The organism is Pseudomonas sp. GYB4201, assembly GCF_056312595.1.
Genome location: NZ_JBWGIG010000025.1, coordinates 23,914 through 49,151, shown reverse-complemented (window position 1 = coordinate 49,151; position 25,238 = coordinate 23,914). Strand labels below are relative to the sequence as shown.

Here is a 25,238-nt window from a genome sequence, read left to right as displayed (position 1 = left end):
GATGTCCAAGACGCAATTGTTCGACCTCGACGGCAAGATCGCCTTCGTTTCCGGCGCCAGCCGCGGCATCGGCGAGGCCATCGCCAAACTGCTGGCCCAACAGGGCGCCCACGTCATCGTCTCCAGCCGCAAGCTGGACGGCTGCCAGCAGGTGGCGGACGCGATCATCGCCGACGGCGGCAAGGCCACCGCCATCGCCTGCCACATCGGCGAGATGGAACAGATTCACCAGGTGTTCAGCCGCATCCGCGAAGAGTTCGGCCGCCTGGACATCCTGGTCAACAACGCCGCCACCAACCCGCAGTTCTGCAACGTGCTGGACACCGACCTGGGCGCGTTCCAGAAGACCGTGGACGTCAACATCCGCGGCTACTTCTTCATGTCGGTGGAAGCCGGCAAGCTGATGCGCGAACACGGCGGTGGCAGCATCATCAACGTCGCCTCCATCAACGGCGTGTCGCCGGGCGTGTTCCAGGGCATCTATTCGGTCACCAAGGCGGCGGTCATCAACATGACCAAGGTGTTCGCCAAGGAATGCGCGCCGTTCGGCATCCGCTGCAACGCGTTGCTGCCGGGCCTCACCGACACCAAGTTCGCCTCGGCGCTGGTGAAGAACGACGCCATCCTCAACACCGCCCTGGCGCAGATCCCGCTCAAGCGCGTGGCCGCCCCCAGCGAGATGGCCGGCACCGTGCTGTACCTGGCCAGCGACGCCTCCAGCTACACCACCGGCGTGGCACTGAACGTGGACGGCGGTTTCCTGGCCTGATGGCTGCCGCTTTGTAGCCGCTGCCGCCAGGCTGCGCTGGCCCTGCGCCCCACTGGAAATCTCCAGGGCTTAGGCGGGCCAGCGCAGCCTGGCGGCAGCGGCTACAAGCGCCCGTCGCTTCGCGGGAAGCTTTTCGGCAGGCCTTCGGGCTAAAATGCGCGCCCTGCCAAAAACAACGATCTGCCCCATGCCTTTCGAACTGAGCACCGACCCCACCACCCTCGCCATCCTTGCCGTGGTCGCCTTCGTGGCCGGCTTCATCGACGCCATCGCCGGCGGCGGCGGGCTGCTGACCACCCCTGCCCTGCTGACCGCCGGCCTGCCGCCGCACCTGGTGCTGGGCACCAACAAGCTGAGCTCGACCTTCGGCTCGGCCACCGCCAGCTTCACCTTCATCCGCCGCAAGCTGTTCCACCCCAAGGAATGGTGGCCCGCGATCATCTTCACCCTGGTGGGCTCGCTGCTGGGCGCCGTGGCGGCGCACTACATGCCCTCGGAATGGCTGAACAAGATGCTGCCGGTGATCGTCTTTGCCTGCGGTGTGTACCTGCTGTTCGGCGGCACGCCCAAGGGGCCGGTGGACAGCCACGCGCAGATCAAGCAGAAACGCCAGGTGCCCCAAGGCCTGGCGCTGGGCTTCTACGACGGCGTGGCGGGCCCGGGCACGGGCGCGTTCTGGACGGTCAGCTCGATGCTGATGTACCCCATCGACCTGGTCCGCGCCAGCGGCGTGGCGCGCACCATGAACTTCGTCAGCAACGCGGCGGCGCTGGCGGTGTTCATCATCAATGGCAGCGTGGACTGGCTGATCGGCCTGAGCATGGGCACCTGCCTGATGGTCGGCGCCTTCTTCGGCGCGCGCAGCGCCATCAGCGGTGGGGCGAAGTTCATTCGCCCGGTGTTCATTACCGTGGTGCTGGGGCTGACCGTGCGCCTAGCCTGGCAGCACTGGTTCAGCCAGGCCTAAACGCTCTGCCACGTAGTGGTCGATCAAATACCGCGCGATCGACCGCGACGCCGGCAGCGGCGGCAGTTCATGCACGTTGAACCACTGCGCATCCTCGATCTCGTCGGCCTGGGGCACGATCTCGCCGCTTTCATACTCGGCGTGGAAGCCCAGCATCATCGAGTGCGGGAACGGCCAGCACTGGCTGCCCAGGTAGCGAATGTTCCGAACCTTGACCTGCACCTCTTCCATCACCTCGCGGCGCACGCAGTCCTCGGCCGACTCACCCGGCTCGGCGAAGCCTGCCAGGGTGCTGTAGACGCCGGTGACGAACCGCGGTGAGCGCGCCAGCAGGATCTCGTCGCCACGGGTGATCAGCACGATCATGCTCGGCGAGATGCGCGGGTAGCTGCGCAGGTCGCACGGCTGGCAGTACATGGCGCGTTCCCAGTGGATCTGGCTCATGGGCTGGCCGCAGCTGCCGCAGAAGCGGTGCTCGCGGGCCCAGGTGCCGATCTGCGCGGCGTAGGCCAGCAGCTTGTAGGTGTCGAAGTCGCCCTGCAGCATGAACTGGCGCAGGCCCTGCCACTGCACGCCGTCGATGTCGGCGGGGCCGTGCAGCTCCAGCAGGTACACCGGCTCGCCGTCGAAGTGGCCGATGCCGTGCTCGGCCAGCACGTCCAGCCCCTGTTTCTTCAGCCATTCACGGGGGAACAGCACGCCGTTGGCGTCGAAGGCAAAGCCCTGGGCGCAGCGGGCCACGGCCCAGCCCCCGGGCAGGCTGGTATCCAGTACAGCGGTGGTCCAGCGTTGAGACATCAGGGGCTCCTTATCGAATGTCAGTCATCGAACTGCGGTGTCTGTTTGCTCATGCTCGCGGCCATGGCCACGCGCAGGTCAGTGCTCTGCAGCATCGCCGCGTTCCAGGTGGCGATGTATTCCAGGCCGTCGGCAATGCTGTGATCGCGCATGTAGCCGATCATGGTCTTGGTGCCGGCGATGGCGATCGGCGACTTGCCGGCGATGTCGGCAGCGATGGCAAATACGCCATCGAGCAGGCTCGCGGTGTCGGGGTACACGCGGTTGACCAGGCCGATGCTGCGCGCTTCCTCGGCATCGACCTTGCGCCCGGTGTAGGCCAATTCCCTGAGGATGCCATCACCGATGATGCGTGGCAAACGTTGCAGCGTGCCGACGTCGGCGGCCATGCCCATGTCCACCTCCTTGATCGAGAAGTGCGCGTCGGCGGCGGCGTAGCGCATGTCGCAGGCGGCGATCAGGTCGATGGCGCCACCGATGCAGTAGCCCTGCACCGCCGCCAGCACCGGCTTGCGGCAGCGGTCCACGGCGTTGAACGAGGCCTGCATCTCGAGGATCTTGCGCCGCAGGGCGCGGGCGTTGCGGCCGGTGTCCTTGCCCAGTTCGCTGGCCACCGAGGCCAGCAGGCTCAGGTCGATGCCGGCGGAGAAATGCTTGCCGGCGCCGCTGAGCACCACCACGCGCACGGCCTCGGTGTCGTCGACCCACTGGAAGATCTCGATGATCTCGCGCCAGAACGCCGCGTTCATGGCGTTGACCTTGTCGGGGCGGTTGATCTGCACGTGGGCGACGTGGCCCTTGAGTTCGACGTGGAAGGCCTGGTACTCGGTCATGGCGGGCGTCCTTTGTTATTGATGGGTAGGACTATACCAAGACAATGCGTCAGGAAAAGCGCGCTCCACAGGTTGGCCGAAATGCCCTGTGCGCCGGGACGCACGCGCCGCCCCCTGTAGCAGCGGCCGCAGGCCGCGTCACGAGGCCTTGGCGCGCTCCTGGGCCGGGCACTGGGCACGGTGCAGGTTGAGCGCGGTGTTGATAATGCCGATGTGGCTGAACGCCTGGGGGAAGTTGCCCAGCATGCGCCCGCCATGGGGGTCGTACTGCTCGGCCAGCAGGCCCAGGTCGTTGCACAGGCCGCTGAGGCGCGCGAACAGCGCCTGGGCGTCATCCATGCGGCCGAGCATGGCGTAGACGTCGGCCAGCCAGAACGAACAGACCAGGAAGGTCCCCTCGCCCGGCTCCAGCCCGTCGCAGCCGGTGGCGGTGTCGTAGCGCAGCAGCAGGCCATTGCGCATCAGCCGCTGTTCGATCTGCGCCAGGGTGGCCAGGAAGCGCGGGTCGTCCACCGGCAGGAAGCCGGTCAGGGCGATCTGCAACAGGCTGGCATCGGTCTGGCTGGAGCCGTAGGCCTGCACGAAACCGCCGTGCCGCGGGTCCACGCCCTTGGCGCAGACGTCGGCATGTATGCGGTCGGCCACCGCCCGGTAGTGCTGGCTGCGCTCGGCATCGCCGCCGTCGCCGGCCTGCAGTTTCGCCGAGCGGTCGAACGCCACCCAGGCCATGACCTTGGAGTGCACGAAGTGCTGCGGCTCGCCGCGGATCTCCCACAGGCCTTCGTCGGGCTGCTGCCAGATGCTTTCCAGGTAGGGCATCACCACCTGGAAAATCGCCCGGCTGCGCGGGTGCCGTGGCAGGCCGCCACGAATGGCCTGGGTCAAGGCGTCAGCCACCTCGCCGTACACGTCCAGCTGCAGCTGGGTGGCCGCGGCGTTGCCGATGCGCACCGGCTGCGAGCCCTCGTAGCCGCCCAGCCATGGCAGGGTGTATTCGGGCAGGCGGCGCTCGCCACCCAGGCCGTACATGATCTGCATCTGCTCCGGGTTGCCGGCCACCGAGCGCATCAGCCATTCGCGCCAGGCGCTGGCCTCCTCGAAATAGCCCAGGTTCATGAACGCCAGCAGGGTCATGGTGGCGTCGCGCAGCCAGCAGAAACGGTAGTCCCAGTTGCGCTCGCCGCCCAGAAACTCCGGCAGCGAGGTAGTGACGGCGGCGACAATACCGCCGGTGGGCTCAAAGGTCAGCGCCTTGAGCACGATCAGCGAGCGCTTGACCTGCTCGGTGTAGGGCCCCACGTCGGGGCAGCGGTCGGAGAACGCGCGCCAGAACGCCTCGGTCTCCGCCAGCGCCGCCTCGCCGTCGAAGGCCTCGCGCACCGGCAGGATCGAGTCCTGGTAGGTCAGCACGAACACCCGACGCTCGCCAGGCGCCACGCTGAAGCGGCTGCCGGTGGCGTGGTCCACCGCCTCCAGCGCCGTGGCGCTGTGCAGCACGAGCATTTCCGGGCCCGCCACCGCGGTGAGAATCTGCGCGTGGGCCTGCTCCACCCACGGCACGCTGCTGCCGTAGTCGAAGCGGATGATCAGCTCCATGTCGAACGCCACCTCGCCGCTCAGCCCCTCGACGATGCGCACCACGCTGCTGTGCTCGCCCGGCGGCATGAAATCGATCAGCCGCGCCTGGCCGTTGGCAGTGGTGAAGGTGGTGTCCAGCACCAGGGTGCCGTCGCGGTAGGCGCGGCTGGCCTCGAACGGCTCGCTGGGCGCCAGGCGCCAGCGGCCGTTGTGCTCATCGCCCAGCAGCGCGGCGAAGCAGGCGGGGGCGTCGAAACGGGGGAAACACAACCAGTCCAGCGAGCCCTGCTTGTCGACCAGCGCGGCAGTCCTGCAATTGCCGAGCAAGGCATAGTCTTCAATCAATGCGGCCATGGTGGGGTCAACCTTGTGCGGGAGAATTCAGCGGGTGTGCGGCGCCCTCGGCAGGATCAGGTCACGGATAGCGTCGGCCACCCCCTGCTCGCGGTTGCTGGCGGTGACGTGGTCGGCGTGGGCCTTGACCGCGTCTTCGGCCTGGCCCATGGCAACGGACAGCCCGGCGCGCTTGAACATCGCCACGTCGTTGCCGCCATCACCCAGCACCGCCGTCTGCGCCAGCGGCACCTTGAGGTGCTCGGCCAGTTCGGCCAGGGCCTCGCCCTTGTTGGCCAGCAGCGCGGTGACGTCCAGGTAGTAGTTCTGCGAGCGGGCGGCCAGGGCCTGGCCCTTGATCAGCCCGCTCAGCTGCTGCTCCAGCCGCGCCAGCAGGTCGAAGTCGGCGCAGGTGGCGACGATCTTGTCGACGCGGTCCAGGTACGGGGTGAAGTCATCGACCTGCACGTAGCCGTAGCCCAGGGCATCGAGTTCCTTGCCCAGGTACTGGGTGTCGGGGTTGGTCAGGTACCACTCGTCGTCAGCGAACAGCCACACCGCCACCGGGTGCTGGGCGAACAGCGCCAGGCTGGTCTCCACGGCGCGGCGGTCGACGCAGTGCTGCGCCACCACGCTGCCGTCGGGGTTGGCCAGGGTGCCGCCGTTGAAGGCGGCGAACGGCACGTCGATGCCCAACTGCTGGACGATCGCCAGCATGGCCCGCGGCGGCCGCGCACTGGCCAGGCTGAAGGCAATGCCCGCCTCGCGCAGTTGCCGGAGGGCGGCCAGCACGCGGTCGCCCACGCTGTGGTCGGGCAGCAACAGGGTGCCGTCCATGTCGCTAAGCACCAGGCGGATGAGGTCGTTCGGCGCGGCACTCATCCCAGGCTATGCCAGGAGCGGCCATCACGGGCCAGCAGTTCCTCGGCCGACTCCGGGCCGTCCTCGCCGGCGGCGTAGGTGTCGATCTTGCCGCCGTCGCGCCAGGCGTCCAGGAACGGCTGCACCGCACGCCAGCCGTTCTCGATGTTGTCGGCGCGCTGGAACAGGGTCTGGTCGCCGGTCAGGCAGTCGTAGATCAGCGTCTCGTAGCCGGTGGACGGCTGCATCTGGAAGAAGTCCTTGTAGGCGAAGCCCAGCTCGACGTTCTCCATCACCAGCGCCGGCCCGGGCCGTTTGGCCATCAGGTCGAACCACATACCCTCGTTGGGCTGGATCTGGATGCGCAGGTAGTTGGGCGCCAGGCGCTCCACCTCGGTGTCGCGGAACTGCGCGTAGGGCGCCTGCTTGAAGCAGATGGCTATCTCGGTGTCGCGCACGCTCATGCGCTTGCCGGTGCGCAGGTAGAACGGCACGCCCACCCAGCGCCAGTTGTCGATCATCACCTTGAGGGCGACGAAGGTCTCGGTGCGGCTTTCCGGGTCTACCTTGGGTTCCTGGCGGTAGCCGGGCTTGCCGCCCTCGCCCGCCGTGTACTGGCCGCGCACCGAGTTCTTCAGCGCGTCAGCCTTGGACCAGGGGCGGATGGCACCCACCACCTTGGCCTTCTCGCCGCGCACCGCATCGGCGCCGAAGGCGGCCGGCGGCTCCATGGCGACCATGGCCAGCAGCTGGAACAGGTGGTTGGGCACCATGTCGCGCAGGGCGCCGGTGCTGTCGTAGAAATTGCCCCGTGTCTCCACCCCGACGGTCTCCGCCGCGGTGATCTGCACGTGGTCAATGTAGTGATTGTTCCAGAACGCCTCGAAGATGCCGTTGGAAAAACGGCTGATGAGGATGTTCTGGACGGTTTCCTTGCCCAGGTAGTGGTCGATCCGGTAGATCTGCTTCTCGCTCATGACGCTCAACAGACAGGCGTTGAGGGCCTCGGCGGTGGGCAGGTCGGAACCGAAGGGTTTTTCGATCACCACGCGGCGGAAGGCGTCGGGTTGCTCCTGGAGCAACCCGGCGTGGCCAAGACGCTGCGCCACTTCACTGAAGAAGCGCGGCGAGGTGGCCAGGTAGAACACGGCATTGCCGGTGCGGTTGGCGGCTATGCGCTCGCCAATCGCCTGGTAGGTGCCATCGTCGAGAAAATCGCCACTGATGTAGCTGATGCGCTTGGCAAGCTTGGCCCACAGCGCCGGGTCGAGGGCCTTGTCGGCCCCCTCCGGGTTTTTCGCGCGGGCCTGCTCGATGATGAAATCGTGCAGCTTGGCAGCGAAGTCAGCATCGCTGACCTCGTTGTGGTCGACACCGACGATATGCAGGCCATTGTCCAGCAGACCGTCGCGACTCAGGTTGTACAGCGCCGGCATGAGCAGGCGCTTGACCAGGTCGCCATGGGCGCCAAAGAGAAACAGCGTAGTGGGGGGTGCTGCGTCTACCTTGGACTTTGCCCGTGTCATTTAGGAACCTCGATATGACCGCCGAAACCAAAGCGCATCGCCGACAGCAGCTTGTCGCCGTAGGTGCTTTCCTGGCGGGAACGGAAACGTGCGAACAGCGAACCTGCCAGCACCGGTACCGGTACTGCCTGCTCCACTGCCGCGTCAATGGTCCAGCGACCTTCACCGCTGTCCGACACCGAGCCCGAGTAGCCGTCCAGCGCCGGGTCACCGACCAGCGCGTCGGCGGTCAGGTCCAGCAGCCAGGAGGAGACCACGCTGCCGCGGCGCCAGACTTCGGCGATCTCGGCCAGGTTCAGGTCAAAGCGCTGGTCTTCCGGCAGCGCGGTGCTGTTCTTGGTCTTCAGAATGTCGAAGCCTTCGGCGAAGGCTTGCATCATGCCGTATTCGATGCCGTTGTGGATCATCTTCACGAAGTGGCCGGAACCGGCCGGGCCTGCGTGGATGTAGCCATGTTCGGCGTTGTTGTGCTCACCTTCGCGACCCTTGGTGCGCAGGATGTCGCCCACGCCGGGGGCCAGGCAGGCGAACAGCGGGTCCAGGCGCTGGAAGATCGCGGCTTCGCCACCGATCATCATGCAGAAGCCACGGTCCAGGCCCCACACGCCGCCGGAGGTGCCGACGTCGACGTAGTGCAGCTGGCGCTCGGCCAATTGCTTGGCGCGACGGATGTCGTCCTTGTAGAAGGTGTTGCCGCCGTCGATGATCACGTCATCGGGCTCCAGCAGGTCAGCCAGCTGCTGGATGGTGTCCTCGGTTGGCGCGCCCGCAGGCAGCATGACCCAGACGGCACGAGGTGCGTCCATCTGACGCACCAGGTCTGCCAGGTCAGTCGCCGTCACGGCGCCTTCTTCACCCAGTTTTGCCACGGAAGACTGATCGCGGTCCCAGACCACGGTCTGATGGCCTCCGCGCATCAGTCTTCTCGAAATATTGCCGCCCATGCGGCCCAGTCCCACGATTCCCAATTGCATGCCGGTGCTCCACTGATGCGTAAATAGGTGTGTCACACCTTCAAAGCGCTAATGGTCTCAAAGCTTAGTACAGGGTTGCCAGAGTTAGTTTCGACTTTAGCCGTTCGTCGCTGCACTTTTTTCTTCAAACCCACTGTCATCAAGCGTTCTTCAACGTCTGCGGGCACTTGCCGGCACATGAAGAAAAAGACACGCCGACCATGAAAAATAAAAAAGTTCCCTTGGCGCGTGAAAGAAATCAGAATCCGCGCCGACAGAGGTACAGACAGGCCTAGCAAACGCTCAAGGTCGGCTATCCTCACTGTGAGACATGCCATTTGCGAGGTGAGCAATGGGAACTTTACTGCCAGCAACACCCCCCCAAACCCTCTATGTCACGGTGCGTCGTGACGAACTGCGCGAATTGAAAGAAGAACGCGACCAGTTGCAGAAAAAGGTCGCCCACCTGACCATGATGCTCTTGCAGTCCCAGCAGGACACCGGCCTTGCCGGTGGCGCCCAGGCCAAGATCGCCTGATTCGCTGTCCCTCCCCGTCCCGGCAGGGTTTCGCCCTGCCGGCCAACGCTGGAACCCTTTCCCGCTACCAACCCTGCCTGCCCCGCACCTAGAGTGCCTGGCCCCGGCGCGCCGCATTCGGCGGCCGCCAGCTGCAGAGGATTGGTACGTGAAAGGATTCGCATTGGTTGCACTGCTGTTGACCCCGGTTGCCGCCCAGGCCTGCCAGACCGCCAGCGAGGCGGACGCTGCGCAGCTGTTCGAGCGCTGGAACAGCGCCCTGCAAAGCGGCGACCCTGGCCTGGTGGCAGCCACCTACCAGATCGACGCGGTGCTGCTGCCCACCCTGTCCAACCAGGTGCGCCTGACCCCGGCCGAACGGCTGGAATATTTCCAGCAGTTCCTGCAGAAACGCCCCAGCGGCCGCGTGATCAGCCGCAGCGTGCGCAGCCAGTGCGACACGCTGCTGGATGCCGGGGTGTATGAGTTCACCTTCGCCGCCAGCGGCGAAACCGTGCAGGCGCGCTACAGCTACACCTGGGATTGGGACGGCAAGCAGTGGCTGATCGGCAGCCATCATTCGTCGCTGATGCCCCAGGGCTGACAAAGCTAGGGACGCGACCCGAACGGTCCGTAGCAGCGGCCAAAGGCCGCGTCCCCAGCACCACCCTCCAACTCAATGACCTGATGTGTTTCTAGAAATTTCATTCTAACCCCGCCACCCCGCCCAACCCGCGTATTTCAAGGCCCCGCCCCCAACCGGCCCACCCCACAACAGCATTCCGACCTTCCGTCAGTCGTGCCGTGACCACGGAGTCTGAATTTTTTCCTACACTCAAAACTCAGCCCGCACACCGCTCGGGAGGCGCGACCGTAAAAAGTCGAAACTTCCGTATTAGCGGCAGGTCAGGTTAAAGGTAGGCCGCGGATATGGAGTGCATTTCAGCGGCTGGCCAACCCCACCCCGTCAATTCGCCACCGGCAGGATAGCCGGCGCGCGTCGCGCTTGTGCGCTTGGCCGTGGGGTCGCTGGATCAAAATCAGGTGCTTGCCACACATGCATTAATGCACGGGAGAGAACAATGATCAGTGCCGCTGTCGAAATCCATGGAGAGCGTTTTAAACAGCAGGAAAGCGAACCGACTGAACTGGCGCAGATCGCATCGACGGGCAAGGTACTTCTACCCGAAGCACGTCATGATTCTCAGCGCCAGAAAGTATTGTTCGTCACGTCGGAAATCGCTGATCTGGTCAAGACCGGTGGCCTGGGTGACGTTTCCCAGGCGCTACCCCGCGCCATGAGCCCCCTGCACGATGTGCGGGTGTTGATCCCCGGTTACCCGCAAGTGCTCAACAGTGACAACCCCATCCACATCGTTGGCGAACTGGGCGGCCACGCGGCCCTGCCGCCGTGCAAGATCGGGCGCATGGACCTCAAGGACGGGCTGGTCATCTACGTATTGATCTGCCCCGAGCTGTACGAGCGCGACGGCACCCCCTACGGCGCCAACAACGGCCGCGACTGGCCGGACAACCATATCCGCTTCGCCCGCCTGGGCCTGGCCGCCGCCGACATCGCCGCCGGCCTGGGCATGGTGCACTGGAAGCCCGACCTGGTACACGCCCACGACTGGCCCGCCGGCATGGCCCCTGCCTATATGCACTGGCGCGGCCTGAGCACCCCGACCCTGTTCACCATCCACAACCTGGCCTACCAGGGCGTGGTCAGCCGTGCCTGCTGCCCCGAGCTGGGCGTGCCCGAGCATGCGCTGCAGCAGGAAGGCATGGAGTTCTACGGCAAGCTGTCGTTCCTCAAGGCGGGCATGGCCTATTCCAGCCATATCACCACGGTCAGCGCCACCTACGCCGAGGAAATCACCACCCCCGAATTTGGCTGCGGCCTTGACGGCTTCCTCAGCAGCAAGGCCTACCAGGGCCTGCTGGGCGGCATTCCCAACGGCATCGACGACAGCTGGGACTCGGCCACCGACCCGCACCTGATCTGCCCCTTCAGCCTCAACGACTGGGAAGGCAAGCAGGTCAACGCCGACCACGTGCGCCAGCTGTTCGAGCTGGACGACTCCGACGGCCCGCTGTTCGCCGTGGTCTCGCGCCTGGTGTACCAGAAAGGCCTGGACCTGACCCAGGGCGTGGCCGAGTACATCGTCAACCAGGGGGGCCAGATCGCGATCATCGGCCGCGGCGAGCCGGAAGAGGAACAGGCCATGCGCGAGCTGGCCCAACGCTTCCCGGGCAAGATCAGCGTGCGCATCGGCTTCAACGAAACCGACGCCCGGCGCATGTTCGCCGGCAGCGACTTCCTGCTGATGCCCTCGCGCTACGAGCCCTGCGGCCTGAGCCAGATGTACGCCCAGCGCTACGGCTCGCTGCCGGTGGCGCGCAACACCGGCGGCCTGGCCGACACCATCGAGGACGGCGTCACTGGCTTCCTGTTCAACGAGTCCACCGTGGCCAGCTACGAAGAAGCCCTGAGCCGGGCCTTCTACGTGTTCAGCAAGCCCGACCTGCTCAACGCCATGCGCTGCCTGTCCATGACCCAGCCGTTCAACTGGAGCCAGGCGGTGGAACCCTACGCCAAGCTTTACTCGGAACTCGTGCACAAATCGGTGGCCGTATCAGGTAGACACTAACGGAAGAGGTTTCATCGATGCCGCTACCGACACCTGAAACCTGGTCACATGGTGCACTGCTTCTGGATTCGGGCCTCACGCGCTTTGCGCTGTGGGCGCCCGACGCCTTCCACGTCAGCGTTGAACTGGGGGATGGGCAGTCACTGCCCATGCTGCCCCAGGATGACGGCTGGTTCGTGATCAAGGCGCACTGCCCACCCGGCACGGCCTACCAGTACCAGATCGACGGCGAACTGCGCGTGCCCGACCCGGCGTCCCGCGCCCAGCAGGGCGACGTGCACGGCCCCAGCCTGGTGGTCGCCCCCAACGCCTACCCCTGGCAGTTCACCGAGTGGGCCGGCCGCCCCTGGCACGAGGCGGTGATCTACGAACTGCACGTGGGCGCCCTGGGCGGCTTCACCGGCGTGGAGAAACACCTGGCGCGCCTGGCCGAGCTGGGCGTGACCGCCATCGAACTGATGCCCCTGGCGCAGTTCCCCGGCACCCGCAACTGGGGCTATGACGGCGTGCTGCCCTACGCGCCGCAGTCCTCCTATGGCACGCCCGAACAGCTCAAGCACCTGATCGACGCCGCCCACGGCCATGGCCTGATGGTGATCCTCGACGTGGTGTACAACCACTTCGGGCCTGACGGCAATTACCTGGGCCGTTATGCCAAGGGCTTCTTCCGTCACGACCAGAAGACCCCGTGGGGCGACGCCATCGACTTCCGCCGCCCGCAGGTGCGTGACTTCTTCATCGACAACGCGCTGATGTGGCTGCTGGAATACCGCTTCGACGGCCTGCGCTTCGACGCCGTGCACGCCATCGAAGACCCCGGTTTCCTCAAGCAGATGGCCGCGCGCATTCGCCAGCAGGTCGACGCCCCGCGCCACGTGTGGCTGACCCTGGAGAACGAGCTGAACCAGGCGCACCTGTTGGAAGAAGGCTACGACGCGCAGTGGAACGACGACGGCCACAACGCCCTGCACGTGCTGCTGACCGGCGAGACCGAGGCCTATTACGGCGACTTCGCCGAGCAGCCCACGCAGAAACTGGCGCGCTGCCTCAGCGAGGGCTTCATCTACCAGGGCGAGCGCAACCGCCATGGCGAGCCGCGCGGCGAACCCAGCGGCCACCTGCCGCCCAACGCCTTCGTGCTGTTCCTGCAGAACCACGACCAGGTCGGCAACCGCGCCTTCGGCGAACGCCTGTCGCAGCTGTGCAGCACCGACGCCCTGCGCGCGGCCACCACCCTGCTGTTGCTCTCGCCCATGGTGCCGCTGCTGTTCATGGGCGACGAAGGCGCGGCCAGCGAGCCGTTCCTGTTCTTCACCGACCACCACGGCGAACTGGCCAAGGCCGTGCGGGAGGGGCGGCGCAACGAGTTCGCCAGCTTCGCGGTATTCGCCGACGAAGAAAAACGCGAACACATCCCCGACCCCAACGCCGAGCAGACCTTCGCCGCCTCGCGCCCCAGCTTCCCCGACGTGGACGCGCCCTGGCCGGTGCTTTACCGGACCCTGCTGGGCCTGCGCCGCGAGTACCTCACCGAGCACCTGCCCGGCAGCCGCTCGCTGGGCGCGCAGGTGCTCGCCGAAGGCGCGGTCAGCGCGCGCTGGCAGCTCAACGATGGCAGCGAACTGCGCATCGACCTCAACCTGAGCGCCGAGCCCGTGGCCGCCGAACTGCCCGACCCACGCCATCGCCTGTTCGACAGCCGCCAGGCGGCCGCCGAATCGGCCCCGGCACACCGCCTTCCCCCTTATAGCGCCCTGGTCAGCCTGACCCCTGCCGGAGATGATGCATGACTGATGAGCGACTGCGGACATTGGCGCAACACGCTGGCCTGGCCGTGCACTGGACCGACGCCAACGGCCGGCCACAAACCGTGGCCGACCCGGTGCTGCGCAAGGTGCTGGCCGGCCTCGGCCACCCTGCCGACACCGACGAGGCCGTGGCGGCCAGCCTTGAAGACCTGAACCGGGTGCGCCGCGACACACACCTGCCGCCGCTGCTGACCGTGGACCACGGCCAGCCGCTGGACCTGGGCCGCTACTTCCCGGCCCACACCCCGTGCCAGGTGTTCCTGGAAGACGGCGCCACCCTGGACCTGCGCCTGGACGCCCACGCCGCGCTGCCCGGCCTGCTGCCGCCCGGCTACCAGGACGTGCGCATCGAAGGCCAGCAGTTCACCCTGGCCGTGGCGCCGCAGCGCTGCTACAGCGTCGGCGACGCTGTAAGCGAAGCCGCGCCGCGGGCCTGGGGCCTCAGCGTGCAGTTGTACAGCCTGCGGCGCAGCGGCGACGGCGGCTTCGGCGACACCCAGGCACTGGAAGCCTTTGCCCGCAGCGCCGGCGAACGTGGCTGCGACGCCCTGGCCATCAGCCCCATGCACGCCATGTTCAGCAACGACGCCCACCGCTACAGCCCCTATTCGCCGTCCAGCCGGCTGTTCCTCAACTGCCTGTACGCCGCGCCCGGCGCCATTCTGGGCGAGCGCGCGCTGCGCGTGGCGCTGGATGACACCGGCCTGGCGGAAACCCTCGGCCACCTTGAGCAGCTGCCGCTGGTGGACTGGCCGGCGGCCGCCGATGCCAAGTTCGCCCTGCTGCGGTCCCTGTACAACGGTTTCAGCCACGGCGACCACCCGCTGACCGCCGACTTCGCCAGCTTCCGCCACGCCGGCGGCGAAGCGCTGGAAAACCACTGCCGGTTCGAGGCCCTGCAAGCCGACTGCGCCGCGCGCGGTGCCAGCCAGGACTGGCGCCAGTGGCCCGCCGAGTGGCACGACCCACAAAGCCCCGCCATCGCCGAGTTCGCCCGCGAGCACAGCGACCAGGTCAGTTTCTACGCCTTCTGCCAATGGCTGGTGGCGCGCAGCCTGGAACGCGCGCAAAACGCCGCCAGGGCCAGCGGCATGCGCATCGGCCTGATCGCCGACCTGGCCGTGGGCGCCGACGGCGACGGCAGCCAGGCCTGGAGCCGCCAGGACGAGCTGCTGGCCGACCTCACCGTGGGCGCGCCACCGGACATCCTCAACCGCTCCGGCCAGGGCTGGGGTATCTCCGCGTTCAGCCCCGAAGGCCTGGTGCGCAACGGCTTCCGCGCCTTCATCGAAATGCTGCGGGCCAACTTCGCCCACGCCGGCGGCCTGCGCATCGACCATGTCATGGGCCTGCAGCGCCTGTGGGTGATCCCCATGGGCTCTTTGCCCAGCGAGGGCGCGTACCTGCACTACCCCATCGACGACCTGCTGCGCCTGCTGACCCTGGAATCGCACCGCCACCAGGCCATCGTCCTCGGCGAAGACCTGGGCACCGTGCCCGACGGCCTGCGCGAAAAACTCAGCGCCCGGCACATGCTGGGCATGCGCGTGCTGCTGTTCGAACAGGCTCACCCCGGCCACTTCCACCCCGTGCTGCACTGGCCCGACAACGCCCTGGCCACCAGCACCACCCACGACCTGTCGACCCTGCATGGCTGGTGGAAGGCCCGTGACATCGACTGGAACCACAAGCTCAACCTCATCGACGAACACACCGAGCGCCACTGGCGCGAAACCCGCGAGCACGAGCGTCGCGGCCTGCGCCATGTGCTGGCCCAGGACAGCCAGAACTTCAGCGGGGAAGGCGAAGAAACCGACCAGGTCATCGACGCCTGCGTGCGCTTCCTCGGCCACACCCGCGCGCCGCTGGTGCTGCTGCCGGTAGAGGACGCCCTGGGCGTGGAGGAACAGCCCAACCTGCCTGGCACCATCGACAGCCACCCCAACTGGCGCCGGCGCTTCAACGGCGACAGCCAGGCGCTGCTCGACGACGAAGACGCCGCCCGGCGCCTGGAGCTGCTGGCCTGCGCCCGCCAACAAGCCAGCGAGCGTGACCGATGAAGGCCATGACCGGCAGCATTCGCCTGCAGTTCCACAAGGACTTCACCCTGGACGACGCCGCAGCCCGGGTGCCGTATTTCAAGCAACTGGGCATCAGCCACGTCTACGCCTCGCCCATCCTCAAGGCGCGGCCCGGCTCCATGCACGGCTACGACGTGGTCGACCCCACCCGCATCAACCCCGAACTGGGTGGCGAGCCGGCGCTGCGGCGGCTGGTGCAGACCCTGCGCGCCCACGACATGGGCCTGGTGCTGGACATCGTCTCCAACCACATGGCCGTGGGCGGCGGCCACAACCCCTGGTGGCTGGAGCTGCTGGAATGGGGCCGGCGCAGCCCCTACGCCGAGTTCTTCGACATCCAGTGGCATTCCCCCGACCCGCTGCTCGAAGGCCAGCTGCTGTTGCCGTTCCTGGGCAACGACTACGGCGCCTGCCTGCAGGCCGGCGAGATCCCGGTGCGCCTGGATGCCAGCGCGGGGCAGTTCTACATCGAGCACTACGAACACCGCTTCCCGGTGTCGCCGCCTGACTACGCCGACCTGCTCAGCCCCGCCGACGACCCGGTGCTGAGCAGCCTGGGCGGCCGCTTCGGCGCCCTGGAGCAAGACCCGCACGCCTACGACAAGGCCATCGAGCTGCGCGGCGAACTGGCGGCCCTGAGCCACAGCCACAAGGCCGCGCTGGACGCCCTGCTGCAACGCTTCGACGCCACCACCGAGGACGGCTTCAAGCGCCTGCACCGGCTGCTGGAGAAACAGCACTACCGCCTGGCCAGCTGGCGCACCGCCGCCGATGACATCAACTGGCGGCGCTTCTTCGACGTCAACGAGCTGGGCGGCCTGCGCGTGGAACGCGCGGCCGTGTTCGACGCCACCCACGCGAAAATCTTCGAACTGGTGCAGCAGGGCCTGATCGACGGCCTGCGCATCGACCACGTGGACGGCCTGGCCGACCCGCGCTGCTACTGCCGCAAGCTGCGCCGGCGGGTCGACGGGCTGCTGGCGGCGCGCCCGCCGGAGGCCGCACTCGAACACTTCCCCATCTACGTGGAGAAGATCCTCGGCGCCGACGAACAGCTGCACCGCGACTGGCAGGTGGACGGCACCACCGGCTACGAATTCATGAACCAGGTCTCGCGCCTGCAACACGACCCGGCCGGCGCCGAGCCCCTGGCTGAGCTGTGGAGCAGCCTCAGCGGGCGCCCGGCGGTGTTCGAGGAGGAAGCCCACGCCGCTCGCCACCTGGTGATCAATGGCACCCTGGCCGGCGACTGCGAGTCGGTGGCCCAGGCCCTGCTGCAGGTCGCCCGTGGCGACCTGATGAGCCGCGACCTGACCCTGGGCGCCATCCGCCGCGCCCTGCAGGCGCTGGTGGTGCACTACCCGGTGTACCGCACCTACATCAACGCCTGCGGGCGCCCCGCGCAGGACGAGGGTTTCTTCCAGCAGGCACTGGAAGGCGCCCGCGCCAGCCTCAGCGAGGCCGACTGGCCGGTGCTCGATTACCTGGCGCGCTGGCTTGGCGGCGAGCCCTGGCGCGACCTGCCGCCGGGGCGCCCACGCAAGCTGCTGCGCCATGCCTGCGTGCGCTTCCAGCAGCTGACCTCGCCCACCGCCGCCAAGGCCGTGGAAGACACCGCGTTCTATCGCTCCGCGGTGCTGCTGTCGCGCAACGACGTGGGCTTCGACGCCGAACACTTCAGCGCCCCGCCCCAGGCCTTCCACCAGGCCTGCGAGCAGCGCCTGGCGCACTTCCCCGACAACCTGCTGGCCACCGCCACCCACGACCACAAGCGCGGCGAAGACAGCCGCGCGCGCCTGGCCGTGCTCAGCGAGCGCAGCAGCTGGTACCCCGGCCGCGTCAACCACTGGCTGGAGCTGGCCGAACCGCTGCGTGGCAGCGTCGGCGACAACCCCGCGCCCAGCCCCGGCGACGAACTGATCCTGTTCCAGGCGCTGCTCGGCAGCTGGCCGCTGGGGCTCTCTGCCGATGACCGTGAAGGCCTCGAGGCCTACGCCGAACGCCTGTACCAGTGGCAGCAGAAAGCCCTGCGCGAGGCCAAGCTGGCCAGCAGCTGGAGCGCGCCCAACGAGCCCTACGAACAGGCCTGCAAGGCCTACCTGGAAACGCTCCTGCTGGACCCGCAATGCCAGCAGCTGCGCGCCTCGCTGGTGGCCGCGGTGCAGCGCATCAGCCCCGCCGGCGCCTTGAACAGCCTGGTGCAGACCCTGCTGCGCATGACCGTGCCGGGCATTCCCGACCTGTACCAGGGCGCCGAATTCTGGGACCTGAGCCTGGTGGACCCGGACAACCGCCGCCCGGTGGACTACGCTGCCCGTGAGCAGGCCCTGCAGGCCAACCCCAGCCCGGCGCAGCTGGTGCAGGAGTGGGCCAACGGTCATATCAAGCAGCAACTGATTGCCCGCACCCTGCGCCGCCGCGCCGAACACGTCGAGCTGTTCGCCCGGGGCCGTTACCAACCCTTGCCCGTGCAGGGCGAACAGGCCGACCGCGTGTTGGCCTTCGCCCGGATTCATGCCGGTGAACTGGCCATCGTCATCGTGCCACGCCTGGCCAGCGAGCTGCTGGGGGACACTGCCCAGCCGCTCATCGAGGCAGCCAAGTGGGGAGATACCCGCGTGGTGCTACCGACTAACTACACTCTGCCTACATTTAAGGGACTTTTTTCGGACGTAGCAGTCACACCCAATAAGGAAGTGTGGCTGAACGCTGCGCTGAAGGATTTTCCGGTCAATCTCTTAGTACAAAGTGACTTGTGATCAGGAGCGTTGAAATGAGTGCTGACGACAAACGTATACGTGAATTCGCCTACCAGATATGGGAATCGGAAGGCAAACCCGAGGGGCATGAAGAGCGCCACTGGGAAATGGCCCGCAAGCTCGCCGAAGCCGAAGCCCTGGCCCCCACCAAGCCGGGCAAGGCCAAGGCCGCTACTGCCAAGCCCAAGGCTGGCAGCGCCACCGAGGCCAAGGCCAAGCCTGCCGCTGCAGCCAAGCCGGCGGCCGCCAAACCTGCCCCGGCGGCCGCGCCCAAGGCCAAGCCCGCGCCCGCGGTGAAGGCCGCCGCCGACAAGCCTGCGGCCGAGAAAAAGCCACGGGCCGCGGCGAAGAAGCCGCCCGCCAGCTGATCCAGCCAACGCTCCCGGCCCTCGGCTAGCGCCCACGCGCTGCCCGGGGTGCCCGTGTGCACCACCTCTTCAACGCCCCCGTTCACCGGGCTCTGCACCGGCACGGCCCGCTATCGCCCTGAATTCGCAGTGCAAGGACCTTCTCATGACCCGCCAAAAAGCCTTTACCCCCGCCCCTGGCACCGACCCGACCCGCATTCGTGAAGGCCTGCCCTTCCCGCTCGGCGCCACCTGGGACGGCCTGGGGGTCAACTTCGCGCTGTTCTCGGCCAACGCCACCAAGGTCGAGCTGTGCCTGTTCGACTCCAGCGGCGAGCACGAGCTGGAACGCATCGAGCTGCCCGAATACACCGACGAGATCTTCCACGGCTACCTGCCTGACGCCCACCCGGGGCTGACCTACGGCTACCGCGTGTATGGCCCGTACGACCCGGAAAACGGCCACCGCTTCAACCACAACAAACTGCTGATCGACCCCTACGCCAAGCAGATGGTCGGCGAGCTGAAATGGTCCGAATCGCTGTTCGGCTACACCATCGGCCACCCCGACGGCGACCTCAGCTTCGACGAACGCGACAGCGCGCCCTTCGTGCCCAAGTGCCGGGTCATCGACCCCGCCTACACCTGGGGCCGCGACCAGCGCGTCAACGTGCCGTGGGACAAGACCATCTTCTACGAGACCCACACGCGCGGCATCAGCATGCGCCACCCCTCGGTGCCCGAGGACGTGCGCGGCACCTTCGCCGGCCTGATGGTGCCGGACGTGGTGGAGCACATCAAAAAGCTCGGCGTGACCTCCATCGAGCTGCTGCCCATCCACGGCTTCGTCAACGACCAGCACCTGCTGCAGAAGGGCCTGAACAACTACTGGGGCTACAACACCATCACCTTCTTCGCCCCGCACCCGCGCTACCTGGCCAACGGCAAGATCGCCGAGTTCAAGGAAATGGTCGCGCACCTGCACGACGCCGGCCTGGAGGTGATCCTCGACGTGGTCTACAACCACACCGCCGAGGGCAACGAGCAGGGCCCGACGCTGTCCATGCGCGGCATCGACAACGCCAGCTACTACCGGCTGATGCCCGACAACAAGCGCTTCTACATCAACGACTCGGGCACCGGCAACACCCTGGACCTGAGCCACCCCTGCGTGCTGCAGATGGTCACCGACTCGCTGCGCTACTGGGCCACCGAGATGCACGTGGACGGCTTCCGCTTCGACCTGGCGACCATTCTGGGCCGCTACCACGAGGGCTTCGACGAACGCCACAGCTTCCTCGTGGCCTGCCGCCAGGACCCGGTGCTGCGCCAGGTCAAGCTGATCGCCGAGCCCTGGGACTGCGGCCCCGGCGGCTACCAGGTGGGCGGCTTCGCCCCCGGCTGGGCGGAATGGAACGACCGCTTCCGCGACACCGCCCGCGCCTTCTGGAAAGGCGACGACGGCCAGTTGGCCGATTTCGCCGGGCGCCTGACCGGTTCCGGCGAGCTGTTCAACCAGCGCGGCCGCCGCCCCTACACCTCGGTGAACTTCATCACCGCCCACGACGGCTTCACCCTGCGCGACCTGGTGTCGTACAACGACAAGCACAACGAAGACAACGACGAGAACAACCAGGACGGCAGCAACAACAACCTGTCCTGGAACCACGGCGTCGAAGGCCCCACTGACGACCGCGAGATCGTCGAGCTGCGCCTGCGGCAGATGCGCAACTTCTTCGCCACGCTGCTGTTCTCCCAGGGCACGCCGATGATCGTCGCCGGCGACGAATTCGCCCGCACCCAGAACGGCAACAACAACGCCTACTGCCAGGACAGCGAGATCGGCTGGGTGAACTGGGACCTGGACGAGGACGGCAAGGGCCTGCTGCGCTTCGTGCGCCGGCTGATCCGCCTGCGCATGTCCTACCCCATCCTGCGCCGCAACCGTTTCCTGGTGGGCACCTACAACGAGGACATCGGCGTCAAGGACGTCACCTGGCTGGCCCCCGACGCCAGCGAGATGACCACCGAGCAGTGGCATGACAGCCATGGCCGCTGCCTGGGCATGCTGCTCGACGGCCGCGCGCAACCCAGCGGCATCCGCAAGCCGGGGGCCGACGCCACCCTGCTGCTGATCGTCAACGCCCACCACGACGTGGTCAATTTCGTGCTGCCCGAGGTGCCGGAAGGGCAATACTGGACGTGCCTGATCGACACCAATCGCCCCGAGCTGCGTGAGCGCGAGCAGCTGCCGTTCGGCAGTGACTTCCTCGTCACCGGCCGCTCGCTGCTGCTGTTCGAACTGCACCGGGACGTGGAGGAATGAACCGGGTGCTGGCGGCGACGCTCAAGCGTCCGCCCGGGGGCTACCCCGACGCCAGTGCCCTGCACCACGCCCTCGCCGCCCTGGTGGCCGAGGGCCTCGACCAGCTGCCGCGCCCCGGCACGGGGCGCACCCTGGAGCGCTGGCGCTGCCTGGCCTGGGTGGCCGGGCAGGACCTGGGCCTGTGCAAGCTGTACGAAGGGCACACCGACGCCCTGGCGATCATGGCCGAGCTGGCGGCGCTGCAGCCGGCGCCCAACACCACCTGGGGCATGTGGGCGGCGGAACCCCCGAGCGCGCGCCTCAGCGTGCGTCATCATCAGGGGCGCTATTGGCTGGACGGGCGCAAGGCCTGGTGTTCGGGCGCCAGCCAGCTCAGCCACGCGCTGCTCACGGCCTGGGACGAAGGCGGTGAACAGCAACTGGTGGCGGTGGCCCTCAGGCAACCGGGGGTCACCGTCACCGACCTGGGCTGGGACGCCGTGGGCATGGCCGCCACCGGCAGCGTCGAGGTGCTGTTCGAGCAGGCCGAGGGCACCCCGGTGGGCGCGCCCGGCCAGTACATCGCCCGGCCGGGCTTCTGGCAGGGCGGCATCGGCATTGCTGCCTGCTGGTACGGCGCCGCGCAGCAACTGGCCCAGCGCCTGCACGGCCACTGCCTGCAACGCGATGACCCGCATGCGCTGGCGCACCTGGGTGCGGTGGACACTGCCCTGGCGGCCATGCGCGCGGTGCTGCAGCAGGCTGCCAGTACCATCGACTCTGCCCCCACCGACGATTGCCAATGGCTGGCACGCCGCGCGCGCGCCGTCATCGAACACGGCTGCGAACAGGTGCTGGGTCATGTCGGCCGCGCCCTGGGCGCCAGCCCCTATTGCAAGGACGGCCACTTCGCCCGGCTGGCCGCCGACCTGCCGGTGTTCCTGCGCCAGAGCCACGCCGAACGTGACCTGGCGGCCCTGGGCGAACTGACCCGCCACGCCCTGTCCAGCGAGTGGAACCTATGAACGCCAACCCCATTGTCGGCCACGGCACGCCGCTGGCCGCCTGGCAGGCCTGCCCACTGCTGGCGCAACTGCCGCACATCGAAGTGGACCGCCTGGTGCCGACCGGCGCCCGCGCCGTGATTGTCGCCCCGCACCCCGATGACGAAGTGCTGGGCAGCGGCGGCCTGCTGCAACACCTGATCACCCTGGGCCGGCCGGTGCTGCTGGTCGCCGTCACCGACGGCACCGCCAGCCACCCCGGCTCGCAGCGCTGGCCGGTGGCCCGGCTGGGCACCGAGCGCCCGCTGGAAAGCGCCGAGGCCCTGCGCCGCCTGGGCGCCGACACTGAACAATTGAGCTGGCTGCGGGTGGGCCTGGGCGACAGCCAGGTCCCCGCCGCCCGCGCTCAGCTGCAGGCCTTCCTGCAAGCGCACCTGCAACCCGACGACGTGGTGTTCGCCACCTGGCGCCACGACGGCCACTGCGACCACGAGGCCGTGGGCGAGGCCAGCCGCGCCGCCGCCGAGGCCGTGGGCGCGTGCTGCCACGAAGTGCCGATCTGGACCTGGCACTGGGCCCGCCCCCAGGACCCGCGAGTGCCCTGGCAACGGGCACGCAAGATCGCCCTGAGCCCGGCCATGGTCGCGCGCAAGCGCCACGCCGCCCAGGCGTTCACCAGCCAGCTGGAAGGCGACGCCGCCATCGGCCTGGCGCCGGTGCTGCCGCCGGACGTGCTGGAGCGCCTGCTGCAGCCCTTTGAAGTGGTGTTCCTGTGAGCGTCGACGACAGCGTCTTCGACCAGCTGTTCGCCGGCAACGACGACCCCTGGGCCATGCACCAGCGCTGGTACGAACAGCGCAAGCGCGCCCTGCTGGCCGCCTGCCTGCCACGCGCCCGCTACGCCAGCGTGTTCGAACCCGGCTGCGCCAACGGCGCCACCAGCCAGGTGCTGGCCGCCCGCTGCGACCGCCTGCTGTGCTGCGACACCGCCGCCCGCGCCGTGGCCCTCACCCGCCAGCAACTGGCCGACGCCCCCCACGCCCGCGTCGAACAATGGCGCCTGCCCGCCCAATGGCCAGCCCAGCGCTTCGACCTGATCGTACTCAACGAACTGTGCTACTACCTCGACCCGGCAGACCTTACCCAACTCATCCGCGCCTGCCGCCACAGCCTCACCGCCGACGGCCAGCTGCTGGCCTGCCACTGGCGCGCACCCATCGACGGCTGCAGCCTGGACGGCGACGGCGTGCACCGGCAGCTGGACGAGGGCCTAGGCATGGCCGCGCTGCTGGAACACCGCGAAAAGGATTTCGTGCTGCAACTGTGGAGCCGCGACCCGTTGTCGGTAGCCGAGCACGAAGGCCTGCGGTAAACAGCGCTCTACTGCATCTGATGCATCTTGGATAAATGCGTTTCCGCACGCCTGTATTTTGTCCCCCTTGCACTCGTATTAAGCCAGAACAACGTTGAGCCCATTCCCACGCCAAGATGGAGAGGGTCGCGAGCCCAGCCAATTCTGGGGAGAGTACCGTGCTTTTGATTGAAACAAACACAGGGCCTGGAGTCCGACGCCGGTTCTCGCGACGCCCGCGCTAATACACGAGAAGATGTGATCCAAAAAATTTGCGAGCAAAGAAAAAACACACTATATTGGGCTAAGGCACACCAAAAACCACCACATAATGTAAAACGGCTTCTGGGCTGCCTGCTGTCTACCAACGTATTTCGTAAGATACTTAACGTATGAAGGAGATTTCGTATGACAGATCGTCGTCCTATCAACAAAGACGTCAACGTTCCCAAGCCTGGCGGCGGTGAACAGCCGCGTTCTCGAAATCAAGATGGACAGATTCGAGAGAAGCGCAGCGACGCAGGCAAACCCCGCAAGTGACGCGCTATGAAAATCAGCAGGGGGTGTACGCCCTCTGCTGATTTCGCGCTCCGACAATCTCATGTGATTCGCGCCTTCTGCACTATTGATACCTTCCAGCACACACCGTAGCACCCTCCCCTTGATCGCCCTCCCGTCCCACGCTACCCTCCCTGCCGTTGCTGCCAAATCAGCGACCTGGGCGTAGGAACCCGGCACAAAACTAGGCGCGCACGTGCCAACCGTATCGACTGCAAGCGCTCATGTGCATCTGCAGCACGCTATGGCAGCTGTGCGCGGGCACGCTCGCGCGTGGCCGGTTGCCTAGAGTTCCGGTATTCCTACCCCGCGTACAGCTGCCACCCAAAGCCCGTAGGAAGGCCCGTGGCAGCTCCAAAACTCTGGGAGCTAGACCATGAATCATGACATTCAAGTAAAAACCGTTGAACAACTGCTATATGACGCTGATGGATTGCTTCGATCTGCCAAGGCTACTGCGTATGAGAATGCGGATGAGCTGCTGGGGGATCGACGGGATCATGCGTTTGCAGTGGTGCATCTGATTGAGATGGCGCGAGACAAGATGGATGCGGTGTTGCGGATGCTCGACATTGCCGCGGTCCACAAGACGGATTAACCGATCAGTCCGATATCATCCCAGCCAGTCACGGGTAAAAGTTGGCTGGGCATTCGCTCAGTACGAAGGCCTGTGGTCATCCCGTAAAGCCCTATGTGCCTAGCAACAAATGTCTTCGCGGAAATTGCCGCATCAATCTCCGCAGCAGAGCGACAGCTATTACACAGAACCTCGTGCCCACCCCACCTGTAGCAGCGGCCGCCTGGCCGCGTCCACAGGCGCCGCGGTTATCCTGAAGGACCGCGGCGTCGCCCAAATACAGCCTGCGGTAGCCGCTGCGCGAAAAGACAATTGCTACGATACGCACTGTGGGAGCAAAGCTCGCTCGCGATGGAGCCCGTACTGACGTCATCGCGAGCAAGCTTTGCTCCCACAGTGTTCAACCCAATAGACAGTTGCTGCTATCGCGTAAAACAACGCGCCCACGTAGCAGCGGCCGCAGGCCGCGTCTGCAGCCGCCGCAGTCACCTAGACACACCGCGGCCCCGCCCGGACGCAGCCTTCGGCAGCTGCTACGCGAATGCGGATACCCCATGGACAGCGTCGCCTGCATCGCGGCCAAGGCCGGCTCCTACCACGAATAGGGTAGGAGCCGACTTTAGTCGCGATGCAGACGACGCCATTTCAAGACAGTTGCTCCC

21 protein-coding genes are annotated in these 25,238 nt (G+C 66.8%); 15 read left to right on the top strand and 6 right to left on the bottom strand.

The annotated features are described in order from the left end of the window. Nucleotide 1 precedes the first annotated feature (1 nt). Both AC0Z2B_RS21850 and AC0Z2B_RS21845 read left to right on the top strand, forming a co-directional pair. Nucleotides 2–769, top strand: coding sequence for an SDR family oxidoreductase (locus AC0Z2B_RS21850; protein ID WP_476299360.1), 768 nt, complete (start codon nt 2–4; stop codon nt 767–769). 187 nt (nt 770–956) lie between these two features. Beyond that, nucleotides 957–1,736: a TSUP family transporter gene (locus tag AC0Z2B_RS21845; RefSeq protein WP_416425429.1), complete on the top strand. Its 780-nt coding sequence runs from the start codon at nt 957–959 to the stop codon at nt 1,734–1,736. On the opposite strand, the gene nudC is transcribed toward AC0Z2B_RS21845, so the two are convergent. The 6 genes from nudC to gnd all read right to left on the bottom strand — a co-directional run bounded on the left by nudC (nt 1,704) and on the right by gnd (nt 8,675). After that, entirely contained in the window at nt 1,704–2,534 is an 831-nt protein-coding gene (gene nudC / locus AC0Z2B_RS21840; protein WP_476299358.1) for an NAD(+) diphosphatase, read from the bottom strand. The genes AC0Z2B_RS21845 and nudC overlap by 33 nt on opposite strands. 20 nt (nt 2,535–2,554) lie before the next feature. Next, nucleotides 2,555–3,367 carry a crotonase/enoyl-CoA hydratase family protein gene (locus tag AC0Z2B_RS21835; RefSeq protein WP_416425431.1) on the bottom strand — a complete coding sequence of 271 codons (813 nt, stop codon included), beginning with the start codon at nt 3,365–3,367 and terminating at the stop codon, nt 2,555–2,557. Between the two features lie 138 nt (nt 3,368–3,505). Next, nucleotides 3,506–5,299, bottom strand: a complete 1,794-nt coding sequence (locus AC0Z2B_RS21830; RefSeq protein WP_476299356.1) for a glycoside hydrolase family 15 protein — start codon at nt 5,297–5,299, stop codon at nt 3,506–3,508. A gap of 27 nt (nt 5,300–5,326) precedes the next feature. After that, nucleotides 5,327–6,160: an HAD family hydrolase gene (locus AC0Z2B_RS21825; protein ID WP_476299354.1), complete on the bottom strand. Its 834-nt coding sequence runs from the start codon at nt 6,158–6,160 to the stop codon at nt 5,327–5,329. Continuing rightward, a complete protein-coding gene (gene zwf, locus AC0Z2B_RS21820) occupies nt 6,157–7,665 on the bottom strand; it encodes a glucose-6-phosphate dehydrogenase (RefSeq protein ID WP_416425434.1) in 1,509 nt (502 codons plus the stop codon). The genes AC0Z2B_RS21825 and zwf overlap by 4 nt, the downstream gene beginning before the upstream one ends. Further along, nucleotides 7,662–8,675, bottom strand: a complete 1,014-nt coding sequence (gene gnd, locus AC0Z2B_RS21815) for a phosphogluconate dehydrogenase (NAD(+)-dependent, decarboxylating) (protein WP_416425435.1) — start codon at nt 8,673–8,675, stop codon at nt 7,662–7,664. Before gnd ends, zwf begins: the two co-directional genes overlap by 4 nt. Nucleotides 8,676–8,970: 295 nt before the next feature. On the opposite strand from gnd, the gene AC0Z2B_RS21810 reads away from it, so the two are divergent. The 13 genes from AC0Z2B_RS21810 to AC0Z2B_RS21750 all read left to right on the top strand — a co-directional run bounded on the left by AC0Z2B_RS21810 (nt 8,971) and on the right by AC0Z2B_RS21750 (nt 24,597). After that, complete coding sequence (locus AC0Z2B_RS21810) at nt 8,971–9,156, top strand: DUF6026 family protein (protein ID WP_416425436.1); 186 nt, start codon at nt 8,971–8,973, stop codon at nt 9,154–9,156. 148 nt (nt 9,157–9,304) lie between these two features. Further along, nucleotides 9,305–9,739 carry a DUF4440 domain-containing protein gene (locus tag AC0Z2B_RS21805; protein ID WP_473003356.1) on the top strand — a complete coding sequence of 145 codons (435 nt, stop codon included), beginning with the start codon at nt 9,305–9,307 and terminating at the stop codon, nt 9,737–9,739. A 478-nt stretch (nt 9,740–10,217) separates the two neighbouring features. Further along, nucleotides 10,218–11,786, top strand: coding sequence for a glycogen synthase GlgA (gene glgA / locus AC0Z2B_RS21800; protein ID WP_416425438.1), 1,569 nt, complete (start codon nt 10,218–10,220; stop codon nt 11,784–11,786). A gap of 17 nt (nt 11,787–11,803) precedes the next feature. Continuing rightward, complete coding sequence (gene treZ, locus AC0Z2B_RS21795) at nt 11,804–13,576, top strand: malto-oligosyltrehalose trehalohydrolase (protein ID WP_476299352.1); 1,773 nt, start codon at nt 11,804–11,806, stop codon at nt 13,574–13,576. Further along, nucleotides 13,573–15,654 (top strand): 4-alpha-glucanotransferase, encoded by a 2,082-nt coding sequence (gene malQ, locus AC0Z2B_RS21790; RefSeq protein ID WP_476299350.1) that lies wholly within the window; start codon nt 13,573–13,575, stop codon nt 15,652–15,654. The genes treZ and malQ overlap by 4 nt, the downstream gene beginning before the upstream one ends. Further along, the gene (locus AC0Z2B_RS21785) at nt 15,651–18,434 is read left to right on the top strand and encodes a malto-oligosyltrehalose synthase (protein ID WP_476299348.1); all 2,784 of its coding nucleotides are present in this window, start codon (nt 15,651–15,653) and stop codon (nt 18,432–18,434) included. The genes malQ and AC0Z2B_RS21785 overlap by 4 nt, the downstream gene beginning before the upstream one ends. 14 nt (nt 18,435–18,448) lie before the next feature. Further along, on the top strand, nt 18,449–18,802 hold the full coding sequence (locus tag AC0Z2B_RS21780) for a DUF2934 domain-containing protein (RefSeq protein WP_476299346.1): 354 nt from the start codon (nt 18,449–18,451) through the stop codon (nt 18,800–18,802). A 145-nt stretch (nt 18,803–18,947) separates the two neighbouring features. Next, nucleotides 18,948–21,107, top strand: a complete 2,160-nt coding sequence (glgX, locus tag AC0Z2B_RS21775) for a glycogen debranching protein GlgX (protein ID WP_416425443.1) — start codon at nt 18,948–18,950, stop codon at nt 21,105–21,107. Continuing rightward, nucleotides 21,104–22,111 (top strand): acyl-CoA dehydrogenase, encoded by a 1,008-nt coding sequence (locus tag AC0Z2B_RS21770; protein WP_476299344.1) that lies wholly within the window; start codon nt 21,104–21,106, stop codon nt 22,109–22,111. Before glgX ends, AC0Z2B_RS21770 begins: the two co-directional genes overlap by 4 nt. Beyond that, a complete protein-coding gene (locus AC0Z2B_RS21765; RefSeq protein ID WP_476299342.1) occupies nt 22,108–22,866 on the top strand; it encodes a PIG-L deacetylase family protein in 759 nt (252 codons plus the stop codon). Before AC0Z2B_RS21770 ends, AC0Z2B_RS21765 begins: the two co-directional genes overlap by 4 nt. Further along, complete coding sequence (locus tag AC0Z2B_RS21760) at nt 22,863–23,462, top strand: SAM-dependent methyltransferase (protein ID WP_476299340.1); 600 nt, start codon at nt 22,863–22,865, stop codon at nt 23,460–23,462. Before AC0Z2B_RS21765 ends, AC0Z2B_RS21760 begins: the two co-directional genes overlap by 4 nt. Nucleotides 23,463–23,849: 387 nt before the next feature. Beyond that, nucleotides 23,850–23,981, top strand: a complete 132-nt coding sequence (locus AC0Z2B_RS21755; RefSeq protein ID WP_476299339.1) for a hypothetical protein — start codon at nt 23,850–23,852, stop codon at nt 23,979–23,981. Nucleotides 23,982–24,375: 394 nt separating this feature from the next. Beyond that, nucleotides 24,376–24,597: a DUF6124 family protein gene (locus AC0Z2B_RS21750; RefSeq protein ID WP_476299337.1), complete on the top strand. Its 222-nt coding sequence runs from the start codon at nt 24,376–24,378 to the stop codon at nt 24,595–24,597. The last annotated feature ends 641 nt before the right edge of the window (nt 24,598–25,238 follow it).

What these genes read in the sequence shown, in the direction of transcription:
- AC0Z2B_RS21845 (WP_416425429.1), top strand. Translation starts at nt 957, where the DNA reads ATGCCTTTCGAACTGAGCACCGACCCCACCACCCTCGCCATCCTTGCC.
- glgA (WP_416425438.1), top strand. Translation starts at nt 10,218, where the DNA reads ATGATCAGTGCCGCTGTCGAAATCCATGGAGAGCGTTTTAAACAGCAG.
- AC0Z2B_RS21850 (WP_476299360.1), top strand. Translation starts at nt 2, where the DNA reads ATGTCCAAGACGCAATTGTTCGACCTCGACGGCAAGATCGCCTTCGTT.
- malQ (WP_476299350.1), top strand. Translation starts at nt 13,573, where the DNA reads ATGACTGATGAGCGACTGCGGACATTGGCGCAACACGCTGGCCTGGCC.
- AC0Z2B_RS21780 (WP_476299346.1), top strand. Translation starts at nt 18,449, where the DNA reads ATGAGTGCTGACGACAAACGTATACGTGAATTCGCCTACCAGATATGG.
- AC0Z2B_RS21830 (WP_476299356.1), bottom strand. Translation starts at nt 5,299, where the DNA reads ATGGCCGCATTGATTGAAGACTATGCCTTGCTCGGCAATTGCAGGACT.
- AC0Z2B_RS21825 (WP_476299354.1), bottom strand. Translation starts at nt 6,160, where the DNA reads ATGAGTGCCGCGCCGAACGACCTCATCCGCCTGGTGCTTAGCGACATG.
- glgX (WP_416425443.1), top strand. Translation starts at nt 18,948, where the DNA reads ATGACCCGCCAAAAAGCCTTTACCCCCGCCCCTGGCACCGACCCGACC.
- AC0Z2B_RS21755 (WP_476299339.1), top strand. Translation starts at nt 23,850, where the DNA reads ATGACAGATCGTCGTCCTATCAACAAAGACGTCAACGTTCCCAAGCCT.
- AC0Z2B_RS21765 (WP_476299342.1), top strand. Translation starts at nt 22,108, where the DNA reads ATGAACGCCAACCCCATTGTCGGCCACGGCACGCCGCTGGCCGCCTGG.
- AC0Z2B_RS21750 (WP_476299337.1), top strand. Translation starts at nt 24,376, where the DNA reads ATGAATCATGACATTCAAGTAAAAACCGTTGAACAACTGCTATATGAC.
- AC0Z2B_RS21835 (WP_416425431.1), bottom strand. Translation starts at nt 3,367, where the DNA reads ATGACCGAGTACCAGGCCTTCCACGTCGAACTCAAGGGCCACGTCGCC.
- treZ (WP_476299352.1), top strand. Translation starts at nt 11,804, where the DNA reads ATGCCGCTACCGACACCTGAAACCTGGTCACATGGTGCACTGCTTCTG.
- zwf (WP_416425434.1), bottom strand. Translation starts at nt 7,665, where the DNA reads ATGACACGGGCAAAGTCCAAGGTAGACGCAGCACCCCCCACTACGCTG.
- AC0Z2B_RS21785 (WP_476299348.1), top strand. Translation starts at nt 15,651, where the DNA reads ATGAAGGCCATGACCGGCAGCATTCGCCTGCAGTTCCACAAGGACTTC.
- AC0Z2B_RS21810 (WP_416425436.1), top strand. Translation starts at nt 8,971, where the DNA reads ATGGGAACTTTACTGCCAGCAACACCCCCCCAAACCCTCTATGTCACG.
- nudC (WP_476299358.1), bottom strand. Translation starts at nt 2,534, where the DNA reads ATGTCTCAACGCTGGACCACCGCTGTACTGGATACCAGCCTGCCCGGG.
- AC0Z2B_RS21770 (WP_476299344.1), top strand. Translation starts at nt 21,104, where the DNA reads ATGAACCGGGTGCTGGCGGCGACGCTCAAGCGTCCGCCCGGGGGCTAC.